Here is an 18,748-nt window from a genome sequence, read left to right on the forward strand (position 1 = left end):
CTGCCGCGAAAAAGCAGGTTCCACGCCACTCGCCTGGCTCCGGTCAGGGAGCGCGTCAGGAGGAGAGCTGAATCACGTGCTTGATGCCGCCCCCGCGCTGGAGCAGCGCTGGCGCATCGTCGAGTTTCGAGCGCTGGGTGATGAGCCGACGAACCGAGTCGGGAAACAGCACCATGAACCGTTCGAGGTACGCCACGGACTCCTCGAACGCGGAGCGCGACGCGTTGACCGTGCCGAAGACGACCTGGTTCTTGAGAACGATGTTGCGCATGATGCTGTTGAGGTCGATCTCCACGGGACCCCCGGGGCCCGGGACACCGCTCAAGATGGAGATGCCGTTGCGCGCGAGCTCCCCAATGGCCTCGAACGCGACCTTGGCTACGCCGACGGCTTCGAAGACGATGTCGGGCGCGCCGACGCGTGAGGCAATCTCCCCTACGGGGACGTCGCGAGCCGAGACGTAGGTGGCGCCCAGCGAGCGAACCAGATCGCCGCGGTCGCTGTCTGCCGGCTCGAGCGAGTACACGAACGTTTCGGTGTCGCGGGCCCGCAGCGCCATCGCCGCGAGCAGACCAATGGGCCCGGCGCCGAGCACGAGGGCGCGGAGCGCCGTGGGCTCCCAGGGATAGCGCCGGAGTATCGCATCGAGATCGACGGCGGCCTTGGCCGCAACGCTGAGCGGCTCGAGCAGCACGGCCACCTCGGAGAGTGCCTTCGGGACGCGCACGACGTAACGCTCGTCCTCGATGACGAGCTCCGTCATGAAGCCGTCGGCACCTTTGATCCCGCGCTCGCGAAAGTGCCCCGTCGTGCAGAAGTCTTGGCGCCCCGCTCGGCACGCGACGCACTCGGGATCGTCGCAAGGTCGGCGGACGGTGATCACGACGAGGTCGCCGCGCGCGACCGTGCGAACGGCCGGGCCCACGCCCACCACTTCACCGAGGACCTCGTGGCCGAGGACGAGTCGGTCGGTTCCGGCGGGCGGCGAGCCGTAGTGGAACTCGCAGATCTCGCGGTCGGTTCCGCAAATCCCGACCTCGCGAATTCGGATCGCCACCTGGTGCTCGTTACGGAGCTCCGGCGCCGGGACATCGATGATTCGAAGCTCGCGCTGCGCAGGAAACACGGCCATCGCTCGCATGACGACCTCCTTCCTGCCGCGCGATTAGCAGCGTGCATGCCACCGCGCACTCGACGTGAGGGATGGATGACTGCCCCGCCGACGGGCAGGTAGGTCGCCCGTACGGACGACGGTCACGGATCCGTCGTCAAGGGCGACCCGGCAACGGGCGGCACGCTGACGAGTTTCAGGAGCGCGTCCACCGCGAATGGCTTGTCGAGCCATCCCTCGGCGCCGACGTCGACTGCGCGTTGGCGGGCATCGCTCGCCGCGGTGACGACCACGATTGGAGCTCCGTGGCCGTGCCGATCGTGGAACTGCTGGGCGAACTCCCAACCGTTCATGACCGGCATTTTCATGTCGAGAAGGATGAGGTCCGGCATCCCACGCTCGACAGCAGCGAGACCCTCGACCCCGTTGTGGGCTTGCACGACCTCAACACCCAATGACTCGATGACCTCGGCAACGGTCTCCAGCAGGTCGACGTCATCCTCGATGACGAGCACCTTGCGTCGAGCCGGCTCGACTCGCGTGACGTCTGCCCTACGCTGCGACGCCCCCATCGTAAAATCCTCCATCGGAATTCGCGCTCCTCGGAGGCCTGTGCGACCTTCGGGAGCGCGTGCCTTGTGATTCACAAGGCCTGTGCGACCTTCGGGAGCGCGTGCCTTGTGATTCACAAGGCCTAAGCGCCGCCGAGCGGCAAACTGAAACGGAACGTGCTGCCGTGCCTCCTCGCTCTCGAACCAGATGCGTCCGCCGTGGCGCTGGACGATCTCGCGACAAAGATAGAGCCCGATGCCCATGCCGCCGTAGTCGTACGGCGTACCGGTGTGTGCCCTGTAGAAGCGATTGAAAATGAGGCCCTGCTTGTCTTGCGGGATGCCTACGCCGTGGTCGCGAACCGATACAATCGCCTCGTGATCGGCTGGCATCACCGATACCTCGACGTCGCCGCCAGCGGGCGAATATCGGACCGCATTGTCGACGAGATTGGCAATGACCTGTTGGATTCGATCCCGATCGGCACGCACGATGATCGGCTCTGCCGTTCGCGGACGAATCCGATGCTTTTGGGGCGCGGGCGCGATGCCGTCGACCGCCTCGATCACGAGCCGGGATAGTTCGACTGGCTCGAGGCTCAATTCGAGCTGACCCGAAGCCAGGCGCGAGACCTTGAGAAGGTCCGTGATGATGCGGTCGATGCGGACTGCGCCGCGGTCGATGCGGGCGAGCATCTTGTTACGCTGCGCAGGCAAGACATCATCGCCCAGCCCGAGGAGCGCCTGAGCACACGTCTTCATGATGGCGACGGGGGTCTTCAGCTCATGTGCGGCTACCTCGACAAACTGCGCTTTCAAGCGCTCGAGCTCCATCGATTCGGTCACGTCGCGAAGCACCAACACCCCACCCGTGACCTCCCCCGTGTTGGTCCGCATCGGCGCAGCGCTCGCGCGAACGTAGACGTCGCGGTGAGTCTCCTGGTTGCGAAGCACCTCGTCTTGATTGACCACCGGCGTGCCCGCGAGAGCGCGGTGGATCGCCATCTCTTCGGGCGCTACCCGTGTGCCGTCCACGTGCCGAAGCGCGACGACGTCGGGCCACATCCGCGGCGCGTAGGCAGGAGTGAGAAGGTCGGCGACGCCGAAGAGCCTCGCGGCGGATCCGTTCACGGTCGAGATGTCCCCGTCGCGGTTCACGACCACGACCGCCTCGATCATGTTGTCGACGATCGCCTGCAGCTCGGAGGCCTTGCGCTGTCGGACCGCGACCTCCGCACGGACGACTCGGTTGGCCTCTGCAAGGGCATCCGTGCGCTCGCGAACGCGCTCCTCGAGTCTGTCGTGCGCCTCACGTAGCTCCTCTTGAGCCCGGCGGCGTTGCTCGATCTCCAGTTCGAGAAGGAAAGCGTAATGCACCGCTTCCGGGAAGCTGGCCATAGCGTCCTGAACGATGGCCTTGTTTTCGATATTGCTGGTCTCCACGCCAAGCCAGGGGAGTGGTTCGATGGGAGCGGGGCTGCTCCACACGATCTCGAACTGACAATCTCCTCGCAGCCGGCCGACGTGAGCACGTAGCGGCGTATGATGATTCGGCAGAATCGTCATGGGCCCGGCCGGGCTTGCCACCTCGCATCCAACCGTCGACTGCCTCACCGCAGCTGATTCGAACGTCCCAGCGTCCTCGACGGCCTGCCTCCAGAGCATGATCTGCGAGTACGCTGTCACGATAGGGGCCGAGCAGAGCTGTGCCATGCCGTTTCTTGCTCGGTACGCAAATACGAACTTATCGTTGTCGGGCGTATCGATGATTTGAAAGTAACTCCAGCAAGCGTAATGCCCCTCCGCCGAGTCGACCACCGGTTGCATTTCCGGCTCCGCGGCGCTGAGCGAAAGGATCGGGATGTCTTTCGCCGTGATCCCCGCCGCCCTGCACTGACGAAAGAATCCAAGATTACTCTCGCCGTTGAGCGAGTTGATGACGACCGAAGGCGATAGCCGTCGAATCTCGTCGACGACGGCTGAGAAGTCTTGCGCGCCGAGCTGGACGTAGCGCTCAGCGACGACCTCACGGCCGGGGTGAGCCTTCACGATCGAGCGAATCAGCCGGTTGGCGACACGTGGAAAGACATAGTCCGACCCGACCAGCAGAACGCGCGGGCCGAGGTTTGCGATCGCCCAATCCAGCGCGGGGGCCGCCTGTTGGTTGAGGCAGCTTCCCAGGTAAAAGATGTTCTCGGACTGTTCGAGCCCCTCGTACTGCACCGGGTAGTAGAGAACGTTGTCTGCTTCTTCCACCACGCGCTTGACGGCCTTTCGAGAAGCCGAGGTCCAGCATCCGAAGAGGGCCTTGCTCCCCACGCGATCGAGCTCTTCTGCGCGACGGGCGAAGGAGCTGGCCTCCGATTCGCCGTCCGCGATCTCAGGCTCGATCCGATACCCGAGAACGCCGCCACTCGCGTTGATCTCGTCGATGGCCATCCGCTCGGCGGTGAGAAGCGGCAACTCGCTGGATGACATCGTTCCAGTCAGCGAATGGATCAGCCCAATCTTCACGCTCTTTTGCCTGCTCGCCTGCATCGCTTTCGCTCGACTGGCCAGGGCACACGTTCGCTAGTTGAGTTGCAAGTTGAGTGCCCATACGGGGCACGCGCGCAGCCTTGGCTTACGCTCCTCCCGCTCGCCGTAAGCTCTCGCTTCCGGGCCACAGCTCTCACCGGTCACCGGCCCTTGCGTGAATGCGAACGACTCCGGAGCTTCCCACGGGGGAGGCCGCCTGGATCGAGAGCCAACTCAGCGTTCGAGAATGCGGCGCTCGCCTGTGAGCGGCGCAGCCGCGCCGGTGATGCCCTCGATGAACGCGTTGTACTGCGTCGCGATCGGCTGGCCCGAGCCCGTCCGCGCGGGATCGAGGGCTTTCGTGCGCATGGCCGTCCCCACGGGAAACACCGTGACGAGGCGCGCGCGCTGGTCGGCCGAGTCGCGCGCGGAGTAGACGAGGAGGTTCGTATTGCCGTCGGGCGCGGCGGTGCGCGCGACGAACGGGACGAAGTCCGTACGCAGGACGACCGTACGTGAAGCGCCGTTGGCGAGCGGGATGTGCAAGGTCTCCTCGACCCGCACCGGCGCCAGCCTCGCAAAGTCGAATGCGCGCAGCTCCGTGGATACGCCCCGCGCGCCGGCGCCGACCGCAGCGAGCTCGCGTGCGTCGTCCGGCGTGCGAAATGCGATCTTGCCTGCGAAGTATGTCACGTTGGCGAAGAGCGATCCGTCCTTCGGCAGAGGCCCCAGCGTGCCGCGCGAGAGCCCGAAACCAGCCTCGAGGTCGTCGCGCACCCATCGCGCGCGCTTGAAACCGAACGGCGTGGGCAGGAGACTGAAGACGTAACCGTAGGTGTGCTCGACGCCGGCGAAGGTGACCGCGTCGTGAATCGGGCCGAAGTTGCCGTGGCGCGCGCCGGGCATTCCAGCGCGCGCGTTGATGGCGTCGAGGACGGCCTCGTCAACCGTGGGCCGAGGGCTTGGTAGGTCGAGCTGCGAGGCATCGTAATTGCCGCTTCGTCCCCAAAGATCGACGTACTTGAGGTCGTCACCGCCGATCGTCGAGACGGACGCGATCGCCGCGTCGAGCGCAGGCGACTCGCGCGCGAGCCGGGAGAGGATGCGGTCGCGCGCACCGTCCGCGGGGGACGCCGCCCCCTCAAGGTCGCGCGCGATACCGGCGTACGGGCAGTCCTCCGCCTGTTCCCCGGCGATCGGGCAGGGGGCGCGCTCGACGGCCGGCGCCGAGCCTCGCGCGCGCGTATGGTTCGCCGCGCAGCCAGTAGCGATTGCGATCGCGGCGACGCAGGCTCCCGCTGACATCAAGAGGTTTTCGGCCGACGTTCGTGACGTTCGCATCGTGTCGTCGGAGGCTACTCGCTCTCGCATCGAGCTGCCGTACGAAGCGGAGGGGGCCTCACGCTTCTGCAATCCGGATCACGGCAGTCAGTGAACGACGAGTGGCCGCGTGACCAGCGTGCGTTGTGCCAGGCCGCCGACGAGCGCGTAGCTCGCGGCTTCGCCAGTCCCCAGAGCGTCGCCGTGAACGGACTGCGGCTCGACATGTGGTGGAGACCGTAGCCGCAGGTGCCGGCGCCGACCTGCAGCAACTGTCCACCGTCGGTGAGAGGAATGCGCACGTATTCGAAGCGTCCATCGGTGCCGAGCGGACGGAAACCCGAAAGCGGGCCGCCGGCGCAGTCGAGATTCACGTCGTCGAAGCCTTGCGAGCCACGCACGCGAATGACGACCAGCGAAGTGTTCGGATAGGTCGGATCGGCGAAGAAGCTATAGTCATTCAGATACTGCGCCGTGGGAATGACGTTGACGAACTCAGGGTCGCCCAGCGAGAACGTGGGATTCACGTTCGCGCATCCCGTCATGTAGCCGGCGACATAGATCGGATGCTCGGCGTCCTGCGAACGAACGACGAAGGGATCGCGCGTCCAGAACGTTCCGATCGCTCCGCTGTCGAGCTTCGTCGGAGCGCCGCCCGGAGGCGCCGGATCGTAGGTGAGCTCCGTGCCGTCGACGGCGGCGACGATTCGGTACGGCGAATTTTCCGAATCACCGAGGCGAGGCAGATGCCCCACCGCGGCGTATTCCGAGCCCCATTGCGCAAAGGACGGGATCTGCTGCTGCGCCGTATCACACGCCATCACGTCTTGCGGAAGGAGCATGCACGAGTGCGCGCCGAACACCGTGGTCGGCTTCGATGAGGTGACGATACTTCCGGTGAGCTCGTCTGCCTGCGCGATCTGCAGATATTGACCCCGATTGATTCGGTACGTCGCCGGAGCGCCCTTGGGAGCGCCGACGAAGTCGCGGTCGTCTTGAATGTCCGCGGTTGGCCGAATCTCGATGACGGTGTCGTCCTCTTTTGCCACGATCTGTACGGCGGGGAAGAGGCCGAACCGGTTGTAGTTCGAGGCGAGTCCCATCGACCACGGCTCGATGACCACGTGCTCCTTGCCCCACGTGGAGGTCGGTAGAAGCAACGTCGCCGTCGGGACGGTGCTCGCGGCGCCGCCGAACGGGAAGATCGTCGAGGCGCTCACCGGCACCGATGCGGTCAGGTGGAACGACGTGCTTGTACCGCGGATGATCCTGTCCGGATTCTCCGTCGTCGCCGGACGAACTCCCGCGGGACATTTGATGTGGTCCGTGCCAGGAGGATCGGCGAGGAAGAGGACGACCGCTTCGCCCGGCGCGACGGGCCCCTCGTGAGGAAGGAGCGATTTATCCCCCTTCTTCATGGTGAAAATGGCCCCCGTGAGGTCGAGGTCCTTGCCGCCATATTCCAGACGAACCGTGCTCGGCGTCGCCGACGTGTTGACGAGGTACGCGGCGTAGCAGCCGGTCTTGTCCTCGAAGGTGATCCCGATCGCGCTGTACAGGGGCGGCGGCTGAAAGAAGAACTCGCAACCACGCGACCCCTTCTCGCGTTCGGCGGCGACACAAGGTTCGACACATTCTGCGCCGCCGCACGCGAGCTCGGGCGGGCACGCGGTGACGACTTCGTCGGTGCAGTTCTTCACGACGGAGCGACCGTCGTACGAACACCGAAGGCCATCGCAGTGCTTGTCCTCGGCGTCGCTCCCCGCCTCAGGGAAGACCCCGGCGGGCGCTGGCTCGAACCCCCTATCCGTCGTCGAGCACGCACCGACGGCGATGAACCCAAGTGCAACGAATGGAAGTGGTCGAATCGAAAGCATCATGGGAACTCCACCGGCAGCGGCGACGGGTCTGTGGTGAACGGTGTCTTCTGTCCGCGCTGCCCGAAGCCGTCATCCCCCCAGCAATAGACACGGCCGCTCACGCTGAGTGCGCAGGTCGTCCCCGCGGTCGCTTCCACGCGAACGATCGGCTCGGAGAGATTCGACACCATGACCGGCAAATCACGGAACACCTGGGTTCCGTCACCGGCTTGTCCGTAGTCGTTCCGGCCCCAGCAATAGACGGCGCCCTTGGGCGTCACGGCGCAGCCGCGGCCGAAGTGACCGTCACCGAAGTCGCCGAGCGCAACATGAACCGCTCTGGGAACGAGCGCGACCGGAAGCGGCCGAAGGTCGCCGCCGGAATCGTCACGCCCGTCTCCCCAGCACCGGAGCGAACCTTGAGCCAGTACGCAGCCGCCATAGCCGCCGAAGACGTGATCGGCGCGATCGACGGCGATACGCGAAGGCCTGGGATCGGGCTTCTGCTCCGTCGCTCGACCGATCAACGGCGAGAGGCCCCAGCTCACGACCTCGCCGCTCGCTCGGCGAGCGATGATCGCGTGGGCATTGATGGGGGGACACCATGGGCACCCTGGATTGAGAATCGTGCCGTGTGCGATCGCGATCTCGTCGACGGGACCGTCGAGCGGGATGGTCGTGGGCGGGACGTCCTCGTCGGGGCCGGCATCGGCATACGCGAGGACGCCGTCCAAGCCGTTCTTGCCCCAGCAGGTGACCTTGCCGTCCGTGAGGACTGCGCATCCAAGGCCGTCGCCCATGCGGATCGAGCGAACAGCGGGCAGTGATCCCTCGCCGTTGGACGGGGCCACCGCAGGCCCCCAGCAAGAGACACTCCCGCCATCGACGACCGCGCAGGTACGGTCGAGCGCGACGGCGCCCGCGATGCCGTCCACGGGCGCGGCCGTTGCGCTCCACGTGCCTCCATCTCGCCCGAGCTCACCCGACGCGTTTCGTCCCCAGCAGGAGACGCGGCCGTCGTCGAGGAGCGCGCAAAAGCTCTCGGACCAGGACGCCGAGAGATCGCGCACACAGGGCGTGACAGCGCACGAGACCTCGAGGCGAGGGGAGTCCTCCGGCGCATCGACGGATGCGTCCTCGACTGCGGGGCTAAGGGGGACTGGAGGCGTCGCCGCGTCGGGGACATCCTGTGTCTCGCGCGCTTGCTCTTCGCTACAACTTGCTGGAACAGCGAGCAAGACGAGCGCGATGACCGCGCGAGGCAGCACGCGACCGAACGCCATGTGCTCAGTTGGTCGTCTTGTGAAAAACATACGACTCTCCCGCTAGCCAAACGTTGTCGCTCCGCGTGCCGCGAACGACGTGAAACGGTTTCATCAGCGCGATGCCCGTGAACGCGACCGTCGATATTTGCCATACGCCGGCGTCCCCGGAGGTGTCCGCGAAGATGTCATGACCGCGATTCACCTTGCTGAAGCCCGCCAAGTACAAGTCGTCGGAGGACGTTCCCCAGATCGATCGTCGCTCCTTATCGACCCACATTGCGTAGGAGAACGGGGAGGAGGCGATGTCGACGCCGCCGTCCGCCTGAAGGCGAATCCTCGCGACCGAGTTCGCGAAAAAGCCTTCCGTGATGGCGACGAGCTCACGAGGCGCCGTCGCGGTGGCGACACCGACCGTCGCCGTCATCGGAACGGCGCTGCCGACCGCAACGCAGGAAGGAAGCCCGAAGTCCGACGGCTCGTCCGGTGTGCCTTCGATGACCGTTTGCCAGACGCCGGCGCTCTTGTGCGCGACGACTCCGCACGGCGGATACGACCCGCGCACGCCCGTCACCCAGATGTCGTCAGGGCTCGTTCCGACCAGTGAGACGAACTTCGCCTCGTCCGCCGGGACGTCGCCGCCGAAATCGATCGTCCAATCGTCGCCGGCGCCTTCAAGGTGCCAGACGCGTGCATCCGCGAGCGCGTAGATCTCGTGCTCCCCGATGCCGCGAACGACGCTTACCGGCGTGGTCACCGCAATCGGGCGGACGGTCCATTTCCAATCGGTCCCCTCGCGACGACCGTGCGCGACATACCCGGCCTCGCCGCCCGAGACCCATACGTCCGTTTTGGAGGCCCACACGGACGTGAGGATGAAGGGAACCTCGTGGATCACCTTCCACGCGCCCTGTTCGTAGATGACGACGGAGGATCGGCCATTGCGCGACGCGACGGCCACCGCAGCGTCCTCGAGCGGCCACAAGTCGTCGAACGACAATCGCGAGTCCACCTCGATCGAGCACCATCCTGCGGACGTGCATGCGTCCGCGATGAGAGCGTCCGCATCGTTTCCGCCGCCTTCGGTGTCACTGCCGGAATCCGAGATCTCGGGCGCACGCTGATCGGCGCCACCAGCGTCATCGGAATAGGACGACAGCGGCTCGTCCTCGGATCCGGCACACGCCGCCGCGGCCGACGAGACAGCCATCAAGCTTGCGACGATCGCGCTGGCACGATGAAGTGAGCTCACGGAGCCCTCCCGTCTTCCCTCGCGAGTCCGAGGAGAACGTTGTCACCTGCGACCCACACGCGATCGGGGGCGATGGCCGCGATGGCTCGTAGTGTAGGTCGTGAATTGCCAACACCGGCAATCGGCACGCGCGACCAGTGTTGTCCGTCGAAGTGCATCACGGTGCCCTCATCGCCGGCGATCCAGACGTCCGACGGCGATGTCCCGCGCACTGCGTGATAGGCGACCGGCGGCACGCCTTCCCCAATCGAAACGAACGAGCCGCCCGGAGCGCGATGAAGGACGGTGCCTTCCTTGCCGACCGCGAAGACATGGCCCGTCGCTTCAGCCCAGACACCGAGGAGCGTGCGCATCGTCCCGCTGTTCTCCGGCGTGACGACCGGCGACGTCGCTTCGAGATCGGTCACCTTGTGGACCACACCTCGATCGCCTGCGACCCAGAGCGTGCCGCCTGCGCCATCGAGCGCGTTCATCGTGATGCAAGGCGACATGAGCCCGCCCTGTTGGATAATCTTTTCGAGCTCGAGCCATTCAGGCTGCCGGCGCAACCGCACGAGCCCAACCCCGTCGCTCGCGGTGCTCGGCGAGCACGTGGTCGCGGTCGCCGCCCATACCCATGTACCCGCGGGTTCGCTGAAGAGACCGTTCACAGCCCAGTTCCAGGTCGAGTAGTAATCCGGGCCGCCGGGCCGATGCTCGGTCCAGGCGGTCTTGCCAGCGCTCGTCTCGCGGATGAACATGGCCTCGACGGAGCCCGCCACCCAGAGATCGCCGCCCACCGTCGCAATCCCTCGAAGTGCGTCGACCTCGCCGACGCCACTGCGACGCCACGAGCCGGAAATATTGTCGATGATGGAGCCGTATGTCCCGACCGCGGTGAGGTTCCCGTCATGGACGCCGAGAGCGAAGAGCACAGTCCTCGGATCGAGCGCATCGACGTTCACCGTGCAGAGCGCACCACGCGAGCAAGCAGGCGGGAACCACTCGCACGATGCACAGGCGTCGGCGTCTTCCGCGGTGCCCCCGTCTGCGATGCCGTCGGCGTCGACTCCTGCCTCGACGACTTGCCGCTCATCGGTCGTCTCGGATGTGCTGCCGCCTTCGGAGCAGGCCAGGGCCAAAGCCGCGAGGAGAGAGCTCGCGCCGAGGATGGGGATCGTTCTCATTGGACGCCCTCGCCGCCGCCACAAGCCGAGACCACGCACTCGCCCTTGACGCAAGGTTGTCCGAGCCCGAGATCACATTCGTGACCGCAAGCGCCACAATGACGAGGATCGGTCTGCAGGTCGATCTCGCAACCATCACCGGTGAAGCCGTTGCAGTCGGCGAGGCCGTTCTTGCAGATCAAACCGCACACGCCACCACGGCAAATCGCGGTGTTCGTCGAGAGCGCGAGGCCGCCCATTTCACCCGATTGGCAGAGCACGTCGCATCCTCCGCAGTGATTCGGATCGGTCAGGATATCGCGGCATCGCGATTTGCCGCTGCTCCCCGTGCACTTCCGAAGGCCGGCGGGACAACCACATTGCCAAGCATCGTCGACCTGCTCGCATTGCGTTCCGCTCGGACAAACGTTGCCGCACGCTCCGCAATTGTTGTTGTCGTCGAGCTTCTGTTCGCAGCCGTTCGTCGTCACGTCATGGTCGCAGTCGGCATAATTCGTCTCACACTGGCGCTTGCACTCGCTATTGGTGCACTGCATCCAATAGTGAAATGAATCCGGCGGAGGGGATGGGTCCGAGCAAACGTTGCCGCATGCCCCGCAACTTTGCATATCGGTCGTCACGTTCGTGCAATAGCCGTCGCAGTTGACCTTCGGCGACGGACATCCACAAACGCCGTCGGTGCACGGCTCGTTGCCCGGGCATTTCACTCCGCACGCGCCGCAGTTGTCTTTCCACCGGAGCGAGGTCTCGCATCCATTGTCGGGTATCCCGTCGCAATCGCCGAATTCGCTCTGGCAAACCATTTGGCATTTGCCGCTCGAACAGAAGAACGCCACTTCGAGAAATGGCGCATCCGCCGGATCGCTGAAGAGGTCCCAATGGCTGTCGCGCGGGCACGCAGCCCCGCACGCTCCACAGTTGTTTCGATCGTTCTGGAGATCGATGTCACAGCGCGCATGCGAGGTTTCGCAGGTCGTCGTCCCGGCCGGGCACTCGGAGGTCGCGCAGAGACGTAGCGACGTCGAAGCGTCCGCCGTGGCACTCCCATCGGTGCCTCCATCCGCGGCGATGAAGCCCCCTGACGAGCCTCCTCGCTCACCGAGATCGACCGCACGCGTCTCCGCCGAGCACGCCGACGCGAGCGCCGTCGCGGTCAGCGCGCACACCACCCCTATCGTTTTCCACGTCATGGCCAAACTCCGAGAGGATCTCTTCGAGAACTACGGTTGAACGAGCTCACGAACGCGCGTCAAATGCGCGGATTCGGGATAGGTCGCCTCGAACGCGTTGGCTCTGCGTCGCGCGTCGTCGAGGCGGCCGAGACGAACCAACGCGACCACGGCGAGGCGCTCACGTTCCTGCGCGAACTTCGGCGCTTGAAAGTGCTTCATGTGCACCTCCGTGAGCGCGAGGGTCTTCTGCGGGGTCGCGTCGAGTGCGCGACTCGCCTCCTCGAGCAGCGCGAGCTCGTCACTCGGCGTGCTATCCGCTTCCGGAGCGGCCGGCGACGCAGCCGGCGCAGAATGCGCACGGGCCTTCGCTTCACGGGTGTTCGGCAGATTCGCGGCCTTGGGTGCGGGGAGCTCCACGGCGGGCAGCGCTTCGACAGGTACCGAGACGCCCAACATCGCGGACGTCACTGGCGTGGGCGAGGGCGTGGACTCCACCCTCACCGGCGCTGGCGGCGCAGCCGGCGCGACGGAGTTCGTGGACGGAGACCGCGACGGGCCTGCCGCGCGAACTCCCAAAGCGACGATCGCGAGCCCGACAACAGCGTAGCGGGATGATCGGCTCCACCACGTGGACGGAGCCACCTCTCGCTCGAGAGCGCCCCCGAGCCGACGTTCGATGACGCGCATCCGCACGTCGTCGGGTAGTTCGTCACGACCGGCTCGAAGGGCGCGATCGACGAAGTCCTCGTCGGCCGGGTCGAGCGATTCCCATCGGCGATCCTTCATGGCAAACTCATTTGCGCGCGTGCTCGTCGAGCCGCGGCTTCGAACAGCTTTCGCGCGGCGTAGTAGCGCGTGTATGCGGTGTGGAGAGGACAGCCGAGAACTTCGGCGACCTCGGCCATCGGAAGGTCCTCGATGACGTGGAGGACGAAGACTTCACGCTTCTGATCAGGGAGTTCGGAGAGCATGCCGTCGAGGACGGCGCATGTCTTTCTCGCCTCGAGGAGCTCGAGTGGCGTCGCCGCGCTGGGATCGATCGGCTCGTCCACTTGGTCCACGCGTAGCTCTCGTCGCTTTCGTTGGCGACGGCGGTAGTCCGCGGCCAAACGAATGCAGATCCCGTAGAGCCAGGCTCGGCGCGAGCCGCGCGGGTCGAAGTCAGGAAGCTTGCGATGGACGACGACGAACACCTCTTGCAAAACGTCGTCGACGTCGGCTTCCTCGACCCCCAAACGCCGCAAGAGACGAAACGCGTAACGTCCGTGCTCGCGGAACATGTCCGTCGCCAAGCCCGTATGCGAAGCCGGCGCCGACGCCGATGCCGACTCCGAGCGGCAGACGGCCACTTTGATGCGCGACGTGGGGGTCACGCGAACTTATGGTGCCCGGCCGTTTCTTTTTTCTAACGAAATGACCTCGTCGCACCAATTCCGAGTGACCATACGATACGGCTGACCTCGTGGAGGGGCGTCGTCCGGCCGTCGTCCCGGTACGAGAACGCGTAACGTTGCCGAGGAAGGGCCAAGGAGAGGTCGGCAAACAGGCGTGTCTCGCCGATTTCGAGCGACGGCCCGAGTGCGAGGATGGGAGAGAAGATGACCTTCGGCGCCTGATCGCCCTTCGCGAGCCCGCGAGCGTCCGGTAAAATCGCCATCCACGTGGCGCCGGCACACGCCGTGCCGAAGATGGAGCCGAACGCCCGTCGAACGTAGCACCCGCGCCACTGTTGCTCGACGGCACGGAAATCGTAGCCCGCGACGCGACCGACGGGGATCCGGTACACCCCTCGCCATTCGAAGCGGAGCGGCAGCGTGCTCGGCATGACGCCGAGCACCAGAGCGGGGCCAAGGTCGGACTTGGGGAGCAGGCCATTCGAAGCGACCAGCGCCAGGCCGAGGTCGACTTCGAGGGGGGGAGGAACCGCCGCGAGCTCCGGACGTCTTCGGCGCACGACCGTCGCTGGAGGACGCTGGTCGTGTTTGTCGGCGGCCGGCCGTTCTTTCCTCGCCTGCAACGGCGTTTCTTCTGTCGAAGGTGGCGCGGGTTCGTCGCTCTTCGCGTCGGGAGGCCCCGCTGAGCGCGTCGATCCGCCAAGCGCTGCCTCGGGATCGACGATGAGGAAGACGACGAACGTGACGGATCGACGGAGCTCCTCGCAGTTCTTCGCTTCGAGGTCGCGAGTTCCCAGGACGCGCCCTTCGGGATCACGCTGGGTGATACGCGCGCGCAGGTGGCCAGGGACGCCCGGAAGCTCTCGACCGTCGACCACGATTTCGCCCTGTCCCGGCGGCACGAAGGGGTCGCGACCGAGCCTGGTGGACATGGCACGCTTCAGCTCTTCCTCCGCGATGCATCCGCGCTCGCCGCGCTCGCCGCGCTCGACCCCCGCTGCGTTCCACGTGAGCTCGAACCGTGACGCGGCCAGCGCCGTCTTCCCGACGGTGAGCGCCCCTGTGAGCCCAAGCAACAGCACGCTCGCTTGTGTCCCCCTCCGGCGCCTCATCGAGCGAAAGCTTGCTTCCAATCGAACACAAACGGCGCCGCTTGGGGAGGAGTGAGAAATGCAACGACCCGGACGGAGCGCAACGGCACAGCGATTGTACCGCGCGCCCCGAAACCGGGCATCGAATTCCCACGTGGGCGGGGCTGGCGCTTGCCGACGGGAAGCCGAATCAGAGCTCGATAGACAAGTAGCCCTCGGACTGCCGCTGGAAGACCTCGATAAGGCCGTTGTCGACGACCTCGACGGCCCGAGAGAGCGTCGCGCGATCGATCCCGCCGCGCTCGAGGGAGATCCCGCAGGCCACGATGCGAACGCCCGCATCGTGCGCGGCTCGAAGCTCCGTATCGAGCGGTCCTCGCTCGAGCAAGGACGAAGACGCCTCGCCGCAGACCACGACCTCGACAGCCTGCGCGGCGAGGTGCGTTCCGCGCAGCATCTCTTTCGCGGTCCCGAGCGCAATGCGAAGCTGCTGTTCCTTCTGGACGAGCATCACCGCCTTCGTCGAGGGGCGCGCGACGGTCGCGGACGAATCCGCAGCAGGCGAAGGCGGCGTCGAAGCGCATCCGCCGTTGGCCATCAGCAGAACGAATCCCGAACACACTAGAACCATTGCTCGCTTCGTCATGATCGGTGCGCTCCGCGATAGAAGGTTGACGAGGACATTCGATGCTCCATCAGCTTTCGAGACGATGAAGGTCGACGACGTGGGCCCATCGGATGCCGCTCACGTCTTCGAGCTCGATGCGATACTCCCCGGGCGGTAGTGCGGGCGTGCCTTCGCCGGTGGGGAGGGTGACGGTGGCCCGAGCGCCGAGCGGGACGACGAGCCCGTGCGGTCCCGAGCGAACCTGCAGGAGCCATCGGTTGTCGATGCGCGTCGTACCTAGCGCGGAGAGCGCCGCGGCATCGTAGTGGCGGACGAGCTCTCCACGTTCATCGAAGACACGGAGGTCGACGACGAAGGCGCCGTACGTCTCTGGCCCGGCGGGTCGCTCGAGCGTGATCGCGAGCTCACCTCCGGCGCTCGTGCGCGCATCGAGCACATCGACGCGCGGGCGAACGGAGTCGTTGTGGAGCGTGCCCCAGATGCCGCCGTAGAAGACCTGATTCGTGACGAGCGTCACCACCACGCTGAAGACCGTGAGCACACTCGCGGCGACGAGCGACAGCTTGGGAGACGCGTCGGCGAACAAGCGCATCCACCGGCGACCGAACAGGCTCGGGCGAACGCGCGCGAGCCACGCGTCGAGAGAGAAGGGACCGGCGCCGCCCAGCATGACCGTCGCGCCGCCGGCGATGCCGAGCGCCCCGATCTGCCACTCGTCGAGGCACGTTGGCCCTAGCCATCCGGAGCCGAACAGGATCCCGACGGAGAGCATCAAGGTACCGAACGCGGCAAGACGGGTCCCGAGTCCGACGATGAGCGCGAGCCCCACGAGCGCTTCGATGATCGTGAAGGTCCAGAGGAAGGCGTGGAGCGCAGCAGGCCGATCGAGGAGCGTCGCGATGAGATCGCCCACGCCGAAGATCGAGCCCGGCATGAACTGATTGAACTTCTCACCCACGTACCCAGGGGCGCCCGGCACGAGTTTGGCGGCATCGAGCACGACCCGACGGTGAAACGCGGAGAAGAACATCCAGCCGGTCACGAGCCGGATCGGAAGGAGCGCGAGCGACGGATGGATGGACTTCGAGTCCGAGGTGCGGGACGCCATCAGGTTGCCCCCATGCCGAGCGCGCGTCCGCTCGCCAACCATTCGGGAACACCGAACGGAAGGCGTTCGGCCTGAAGTCCCGCCTTGCGCAGCACGAGCGTTCCGCGCCGAGCGTTGGGGCAGTACTTGCCGCGGCAGTAAACGAGAAGGCGACGTTTCCGCTGAAGCTCCGAGAGACGTTGCTCGAGCTGCGCGAACGGAACCGAGGTAGCCCCGGGAAGATGACCGACCTCGTACTCTTCCGCTGGGCGTAGATCGACGAGCGCTGCACGACGAGGACCGATGGTCGTGTCGAGCTTCGCCATCGTGACGTCGGACGAGCACTCGTCGTCGTTCTCCTGCTCGAGCAAGCGCACGGCCGGCAGGAGCGCCTCACCGGCTTCGCGAAGCGCCACGAACAGGCGCAGCCCGCTTTCGCGATTGGCTTCCTGAAAGACGTGCTTGCCCTGCTTGCGCGCCGTGACGAGACCCGCTGCGCGCAGCGCCTTCATGTGCGCGGCCGTGTTGGCTTCGCTCTCCCCGAGCAGCTCGGCAAGCTGATCGATCGACTTTTCTCCCTGAAAGAGGAGGTTCAAGGCTCGGAGGCGCGTCGGGCTGGAGAGGCTCGCCGCCACGCGCGCGAGCTCCGTGTAGAGCGCGTCGTTCATGGACAAACGATCAAACAGATATTTGATCGTTTGTCCATTGCGATTCGCGCCCGAGCGTGTGGGCTACCCCGAGCGCGGCCTCGAGCCGTCGGGCTTCCATGGCTCCGGTCCCGTTGCTCTCGCACGCTGGCACGATGATCGCAGCACGGACGTGATGAGCGCGAGCCTGCATGCGGAAGGTCGGTCCCCTGTGACGATGCCTGAACATCGTGGTTCTCGGCCCAATCCTAAGGAGGAGCACGGGTCGATTACGTCACGACTGACACGATTGGCCCGACACGCCAAGGGGCGGGCGCTACGCGAGCGCTTTCCGCTCTCGAGCCATGCGGTTTGGCGGACCCCCTCGAACCGCCCCAATCCGCTCGATCTCCTCGAGCAGTCGCACGAGACGCGACTGGACGAGCTCGAGGCGCTGCGCTGGGGACGGATGGGGCTATCGCCATTCACGTTTCTGCGCGGCTCGGCAATGGTGATGGCGTGGGATGTGGCGCATCTACCGCACGGCGACGTCTACGTGCAGGCGTGCGGCGACGCCCACCTTGGCAATTTCGGCACGTTTGCGACGCCGGAGCGGAGGCTCATCTTCGACCTCCGCGACTTCGACGAGACGCTGCCGGCGCCGTGGGAGTGGGACGTGAAGCGTTTGGCGGCGAGCATCATCGTGTCGGCGCGCGATCAGGGAATTTCGGATTCGCGTGCCAGCGACGCGGTCCTCGCGTGCATGCGTCAGTATCGCGAGACGATGCAGGAGTCGGTCGAGCTGTCTTACCAGGAGATCTGGTACCGCCGTGTCGACGCTGAGGAGTTGAAGACTGGAAAGTCGAAGTCGTCGCGCCGCTTCGGCAAACGCTGGGTGAAGAAAGCGCGCAAGCGCACGTCGCTGCGCGAGATGGAGAAGCTGACCCAGATCGTCGACGGCCATCGACACATCAAGGAAGACCATCCGGTCATCTTCCCGATCGAGCACGGCCACATGCACGATGTCATCGCCGGAATCCTCGTCAAATACGCAGCCACTCTGTCACGCGATCGGCGAGTTCTGTTCGATCGCTATCGACTCGTCGATCTCGCCTACCGCGTCGTCGGCGTGGGTAGCGTCGGCACGCGCTGCATGATCGCCCTCTTCACCGGCGACAACGACGACGACCCGCTCTTTCTGCAAATGAAGGAGGCGAACCGCTCGGTGCTCGAGCCGTTCGCACACCATTGCGTGTATTCGAACCAGGGCGAGCGCGTTGTGCAGGGCCAGCGCATCATCCAAGCGGCGAGCGATCTCTTTCTCGGCTGGAAGCGCTCCGGTCGCCACGACTACTACGTGCGCCAGTTGAAGGACATGAAGGGGACCATCGACTTCGAGAGGCTGACACCGGCGGTGCTCGCTGGCTTCGCCGCTCTGTGCGGTCGCACACTCGCCCAGGCCCATGCACGCAGCGGCGACTTCTGTCAGATCGCGGGGTACCTAGGCGAGAGCGATCAGTTCGACAACGCCATCCTCGAGTTCGCGCTCTCGTACACCGAGCAGGTCGAGCGAGATCATGAAGCGATGTTGAAGGCGGCCCGCGGCGGTCTCATGCCGATGGCGGCGCAGCTCCACTGAGCCCACGGGCGACCGTTGCTGCGCGAGTTTTCATCAGTCGTTTCACCAGGAACTGTCCCGGCGGTACGGGGGC

General features: G+C 65.6%; 15 protein-coding genes. 1 reads left to right on the forward strand and 14 read right to left on the reverse strand.

Features of this window, described 5'->3' with window-relative positions:
• Window positions 1-55: 55 nt before the first annotated feature.
• The 14 genes from AKJ09_RS31515 to AKJ09_RS31580 form a co-directional block, all read right to left on the reverse strand.
• On the reverse strand, window positions 56-1,141 hold the full coding sequence (locus AKJ09_RS31515) for a glucose 1-dehydrogenase (RefSeq protein WP_146651564.1): 1,086 nt from the start codon (window positions 1,139-1,141) through the stop codon (window positions 56-58).
• A gap of 113 nt (window positions 1,142-1,254) precedes the next feature.
• Window positions 1,255-4,200, reverse strand: a complete 2,946-nt coding sequence (locus AKJ09_RS31520) for a transporter substrate-binding protein (RefSeq protein WP_146651565.1) — start codon at window positions 4,198-4,200, stop codon at window positions 1,255-1,257.
• Between the two features lie 213 nt (window positions 4,201-4,413).
• A complete protein-coding gene (locus tag AKJ09_RS31525; protein ID WP_146651566.1) occupies window positions 4,414-5,550 on the reverse strand; it encodes a hypothetical protein in 1,137 nt (378 codons plus the stop codon).
• Window positions 5,535-7,379 carry an IgGFc-binding protein gene (locus tag AKJ09_RS31530; RefSeq protein WP_146651567.1) on the reverse strand — a complete coding sequence of 615 codons (1,845 nt, stop codon included), beginning with the start codon at window positions 7,377-7,379 and terminating at the stop codon, window positions 5,535-5,537. The genes AKJ09_RS31525 and AKJ09_RS31530 overlap by 16 nt, the downstream gene beginning before the upstream one ends.
• Window positions 7,376-8,641 carry an RCC1 domain-containing protein gene (locus AKJ09_RS31535; protein WP_169928022.1) on the reverse strand — a complete coding sequence of 422 codons (1,266 nt, stop codon included), beginning with the start codon at window positions 8,639-8,641 and terminating at the stop codon, window positions 7,376-7,378. Before AKJ09_RS31535 ends, AKJ09_RS31530 begins: the two co-directional genes overlap by 4 nt.
• A 4-nt stretch (window positions 8,642-8,645) precedes the next feature.
• Window positions 8,646-9,872: a hypothetical protein gene (locus tag AKJ09_RS31540; protein WP_146651569.1), complete on the reverse strand. Its 1,227-nt coding sequence runs from the start codon at window positions 9,870-9,872 to the stop codon at window positions 8,646-8,648.
• Window positions 9,869-11,038 (reverse strand): WD40/YVTN/BNR-like repeat-containing protein, encoded by a 1,170-nt coding sequence (locus AKJ09_RS31545; RefSeq protein ID WP_146651570.1) that lies wholly within the window; start codon window positions 11,036-11,038, stop codon window positions 9,869-9,871. Before AKJ09_RS31545 ends, AKJ09_RS31540 begins: the two co-directional genes overlap by 4 nt.
• A complete protein-coding gene (locus AKJ09_RS31550) occupies window positions 11,035-12,228 on the reverse strand; it encodes a hypothetical protein (RefSeq protein WP_146651571.1) in 1,194 nt (397 codons plus the stop codon). The genes AKJ09_RS31545 and AKJ09_RS31550 overlap by 4 nt, the downstream gene beginning before the upstream one ends.
• A 30-nt stretch (window positions 12,229-12,258) precedes the next feature.
• Window positions 12,259-12,996, reverse strand: coding sequence for a hypothetical protein (locus AKJ09_RS31555; RefSeq protein ID WP_146651572.1), 738 nt, complete (start codon window positions 12,994-12,996; stop codon window positions 12,259-12,261).
• Complete coding sequence (locus tag AKJ09_RS31560; protein ID WP_240488647.1) at window positions 12,993-13,583, reverse strand: RNA polymerase sigma factor; 591 nt, start codon at window positions 13,581-13,583, stop codon at window positions 12,993-12,995. Before AKJ09_RS31560 ends, AKJ09_RS31555 begins: the two co-directional genes overlap by 4 nt.
• 32 nt (window positions 13,584-13,615) lie before the next feature.
• Window positions 13,616-14,716, reverse strand: a complete 1,101-nt coding sequence (locus AKJ09_RS31565) for a hypothetical protein (protein ID WP_146651573.1) — start codon at window positions 14,714-14,716, stop codon at window positions 13,616-13,618.
• 169 nt (window positions 14,717-14,885) lie between these two features.
• Window positions 14,886-15,341 (reverse strand): DsrE family protein, encoded by a 456-nt coding sequence (locus AKJ09_RS31570; RefSeq protein WP_146651574.1) that lies wholly within the window; start codon window positions 15,339-15,341, stop codon window positions 14,886-14,888.
• Between the two features lie 49 nt (window positions 15,342-15,390).
• Window positions 15,391-16,431 (reverse strand): TQO small subunit DoxD, encoded by a 1,041-nt coding sequence (locus AKJ09_RS31575; RefSeq protein WP_169928024.1) that lies wholly within the window; start codon window positions 16,429-16,431, stop codon window positions 15,391-15,393.
• On the reverse strand, window positions 16,431-17,078 hold the full coding sequence (locus AKJ09_RS31580; protein WP_146651576.1) for an ArsR/SmtB family transcription factor: 648 nt from the start codon (window positions 17,076-17,078) through the stop codon (window positions 16,431-16,433). Before AKJ09_RS31580 ends, AKJ09_RS31575 begins: the two co-directional genes overlap by 1 nt.
• A gap of 268 nt (window positions 17,079-17,346) precedes the next feature.
• On the opposite strand from AKJ09_RS31580, the gene AKJ09_RS31585 reads away from it, so the two are divergent.
• A complete protein-coding gene (locus AKJ09_RS31585) occupies window positions 17,347-18,675 on the forward strand; it encodes a DUF2252 domain-containing protein (RefSeq protein WP_240488648.1) in 1,329 nt (442 codons plus the stop codon).
• The last annotated feature ends 73 nt before the right edge of the window (window positions 18,676-18,748 follow it).

It is taken from the genome of Labilithrix luteola (assembly GCF_001263205.1).
In the GTDB taxonomy this organism is placed as follows: domain Bacteria; phylum Myxococcota_A; class Polyangia; order Polyangiales; family Polyangiaceae; genus Labilithrix; species Labilithrix luteola.

Bases quoted from the DNA above. Each gene is read 5' to 3' on its own strand.
- AKJ09_RS31515 (WP_146651564.1), bottom strand. From the start codon at position 1,141: ATGCGAGCGATGGCCGTGTTTCCTGCGCAGCGCGAGCTTCGAATCATC.
- AKJ09_RS31520 (WP_146651565.1), bottom strand. From the start codon at position 4,200: ATGCAGGCGAGCAGGCAAAAGAGCGTGAAGATTGGGCTGATCCATTCG.
- AKJ09_RS31525 (WP_146651566.1), bottom strand. From the start codon at position 5,550: ATGCGAGAGCGAGTAGCCTCCGACGACACGATGCGAACGTCACGAACG.
- AKJ09_RS31530 (WP_146651567.1), bottom strand. From the start codon at position 7,379: ATGATGCTTTCGATTCGACCACTTCCATTCGTTGCACTTGGGTTCATC.
- AKJ09_RS31535 (WP_169928022.1), bottom strand. From the start codon at position 8,641: ATGGCGTTCGGTCGCGTGCTGCCTCGCGCGGTCATCGCGCTCGTCTTG.
- AKJ09_RS31545 (WP_146651570.1), bottom strand. From the start codon at position 11,038: ATGAGAACGATCCCCATCCTCGGCGCGAGCTCTCTCCTCGCGGCTTTG.
- AKJ09_RS31550 (WP_146651571.1), bottom strand. From the start codon at position 12,228: ATGACGTGGAAAACGATAGGGGTGGTGTGCGCGCTGACCGCGACGGCG.
- AKJ09_RS31555 (WP_146651572.1), bottom strand. From the start codon at position 12,996: ATGAAGGATCGCCGATGGGAATCGCTCGACCCGGCCGACGAGGACTTC.
- AKJ09_RS31565 (WP_146651573.1), bottom strand. From the start codon at position 14,716: ATGAGGCGCCGGAGGGGGACACAAGCGAGCGTGCTGTTGCTTGGGCTC.
- AKJ09_RS31570 (WP_146651574.1), bottom strand. From the start codon at position 15,341: ATGACGAAGCGAGCAATGGTTCTAGTGTGTTCGGGATTCGTTCTGCTG.
- AKJ09_RS31575 (WP_169928024.1), bottom strand. From the start codon at position 16,431: ATGGCGTCCCGCACCTCGGACTCGAAGTCCATCCATCCGTCGCTCGCG.
- AKJ09_RS31580 (WP_146651576.1), bottom strand. From the start codon at position 17,078: ATGAACGACGCGCTCTACACGGAGCTCGCGCGCGTGGCGGCGAGCCTC.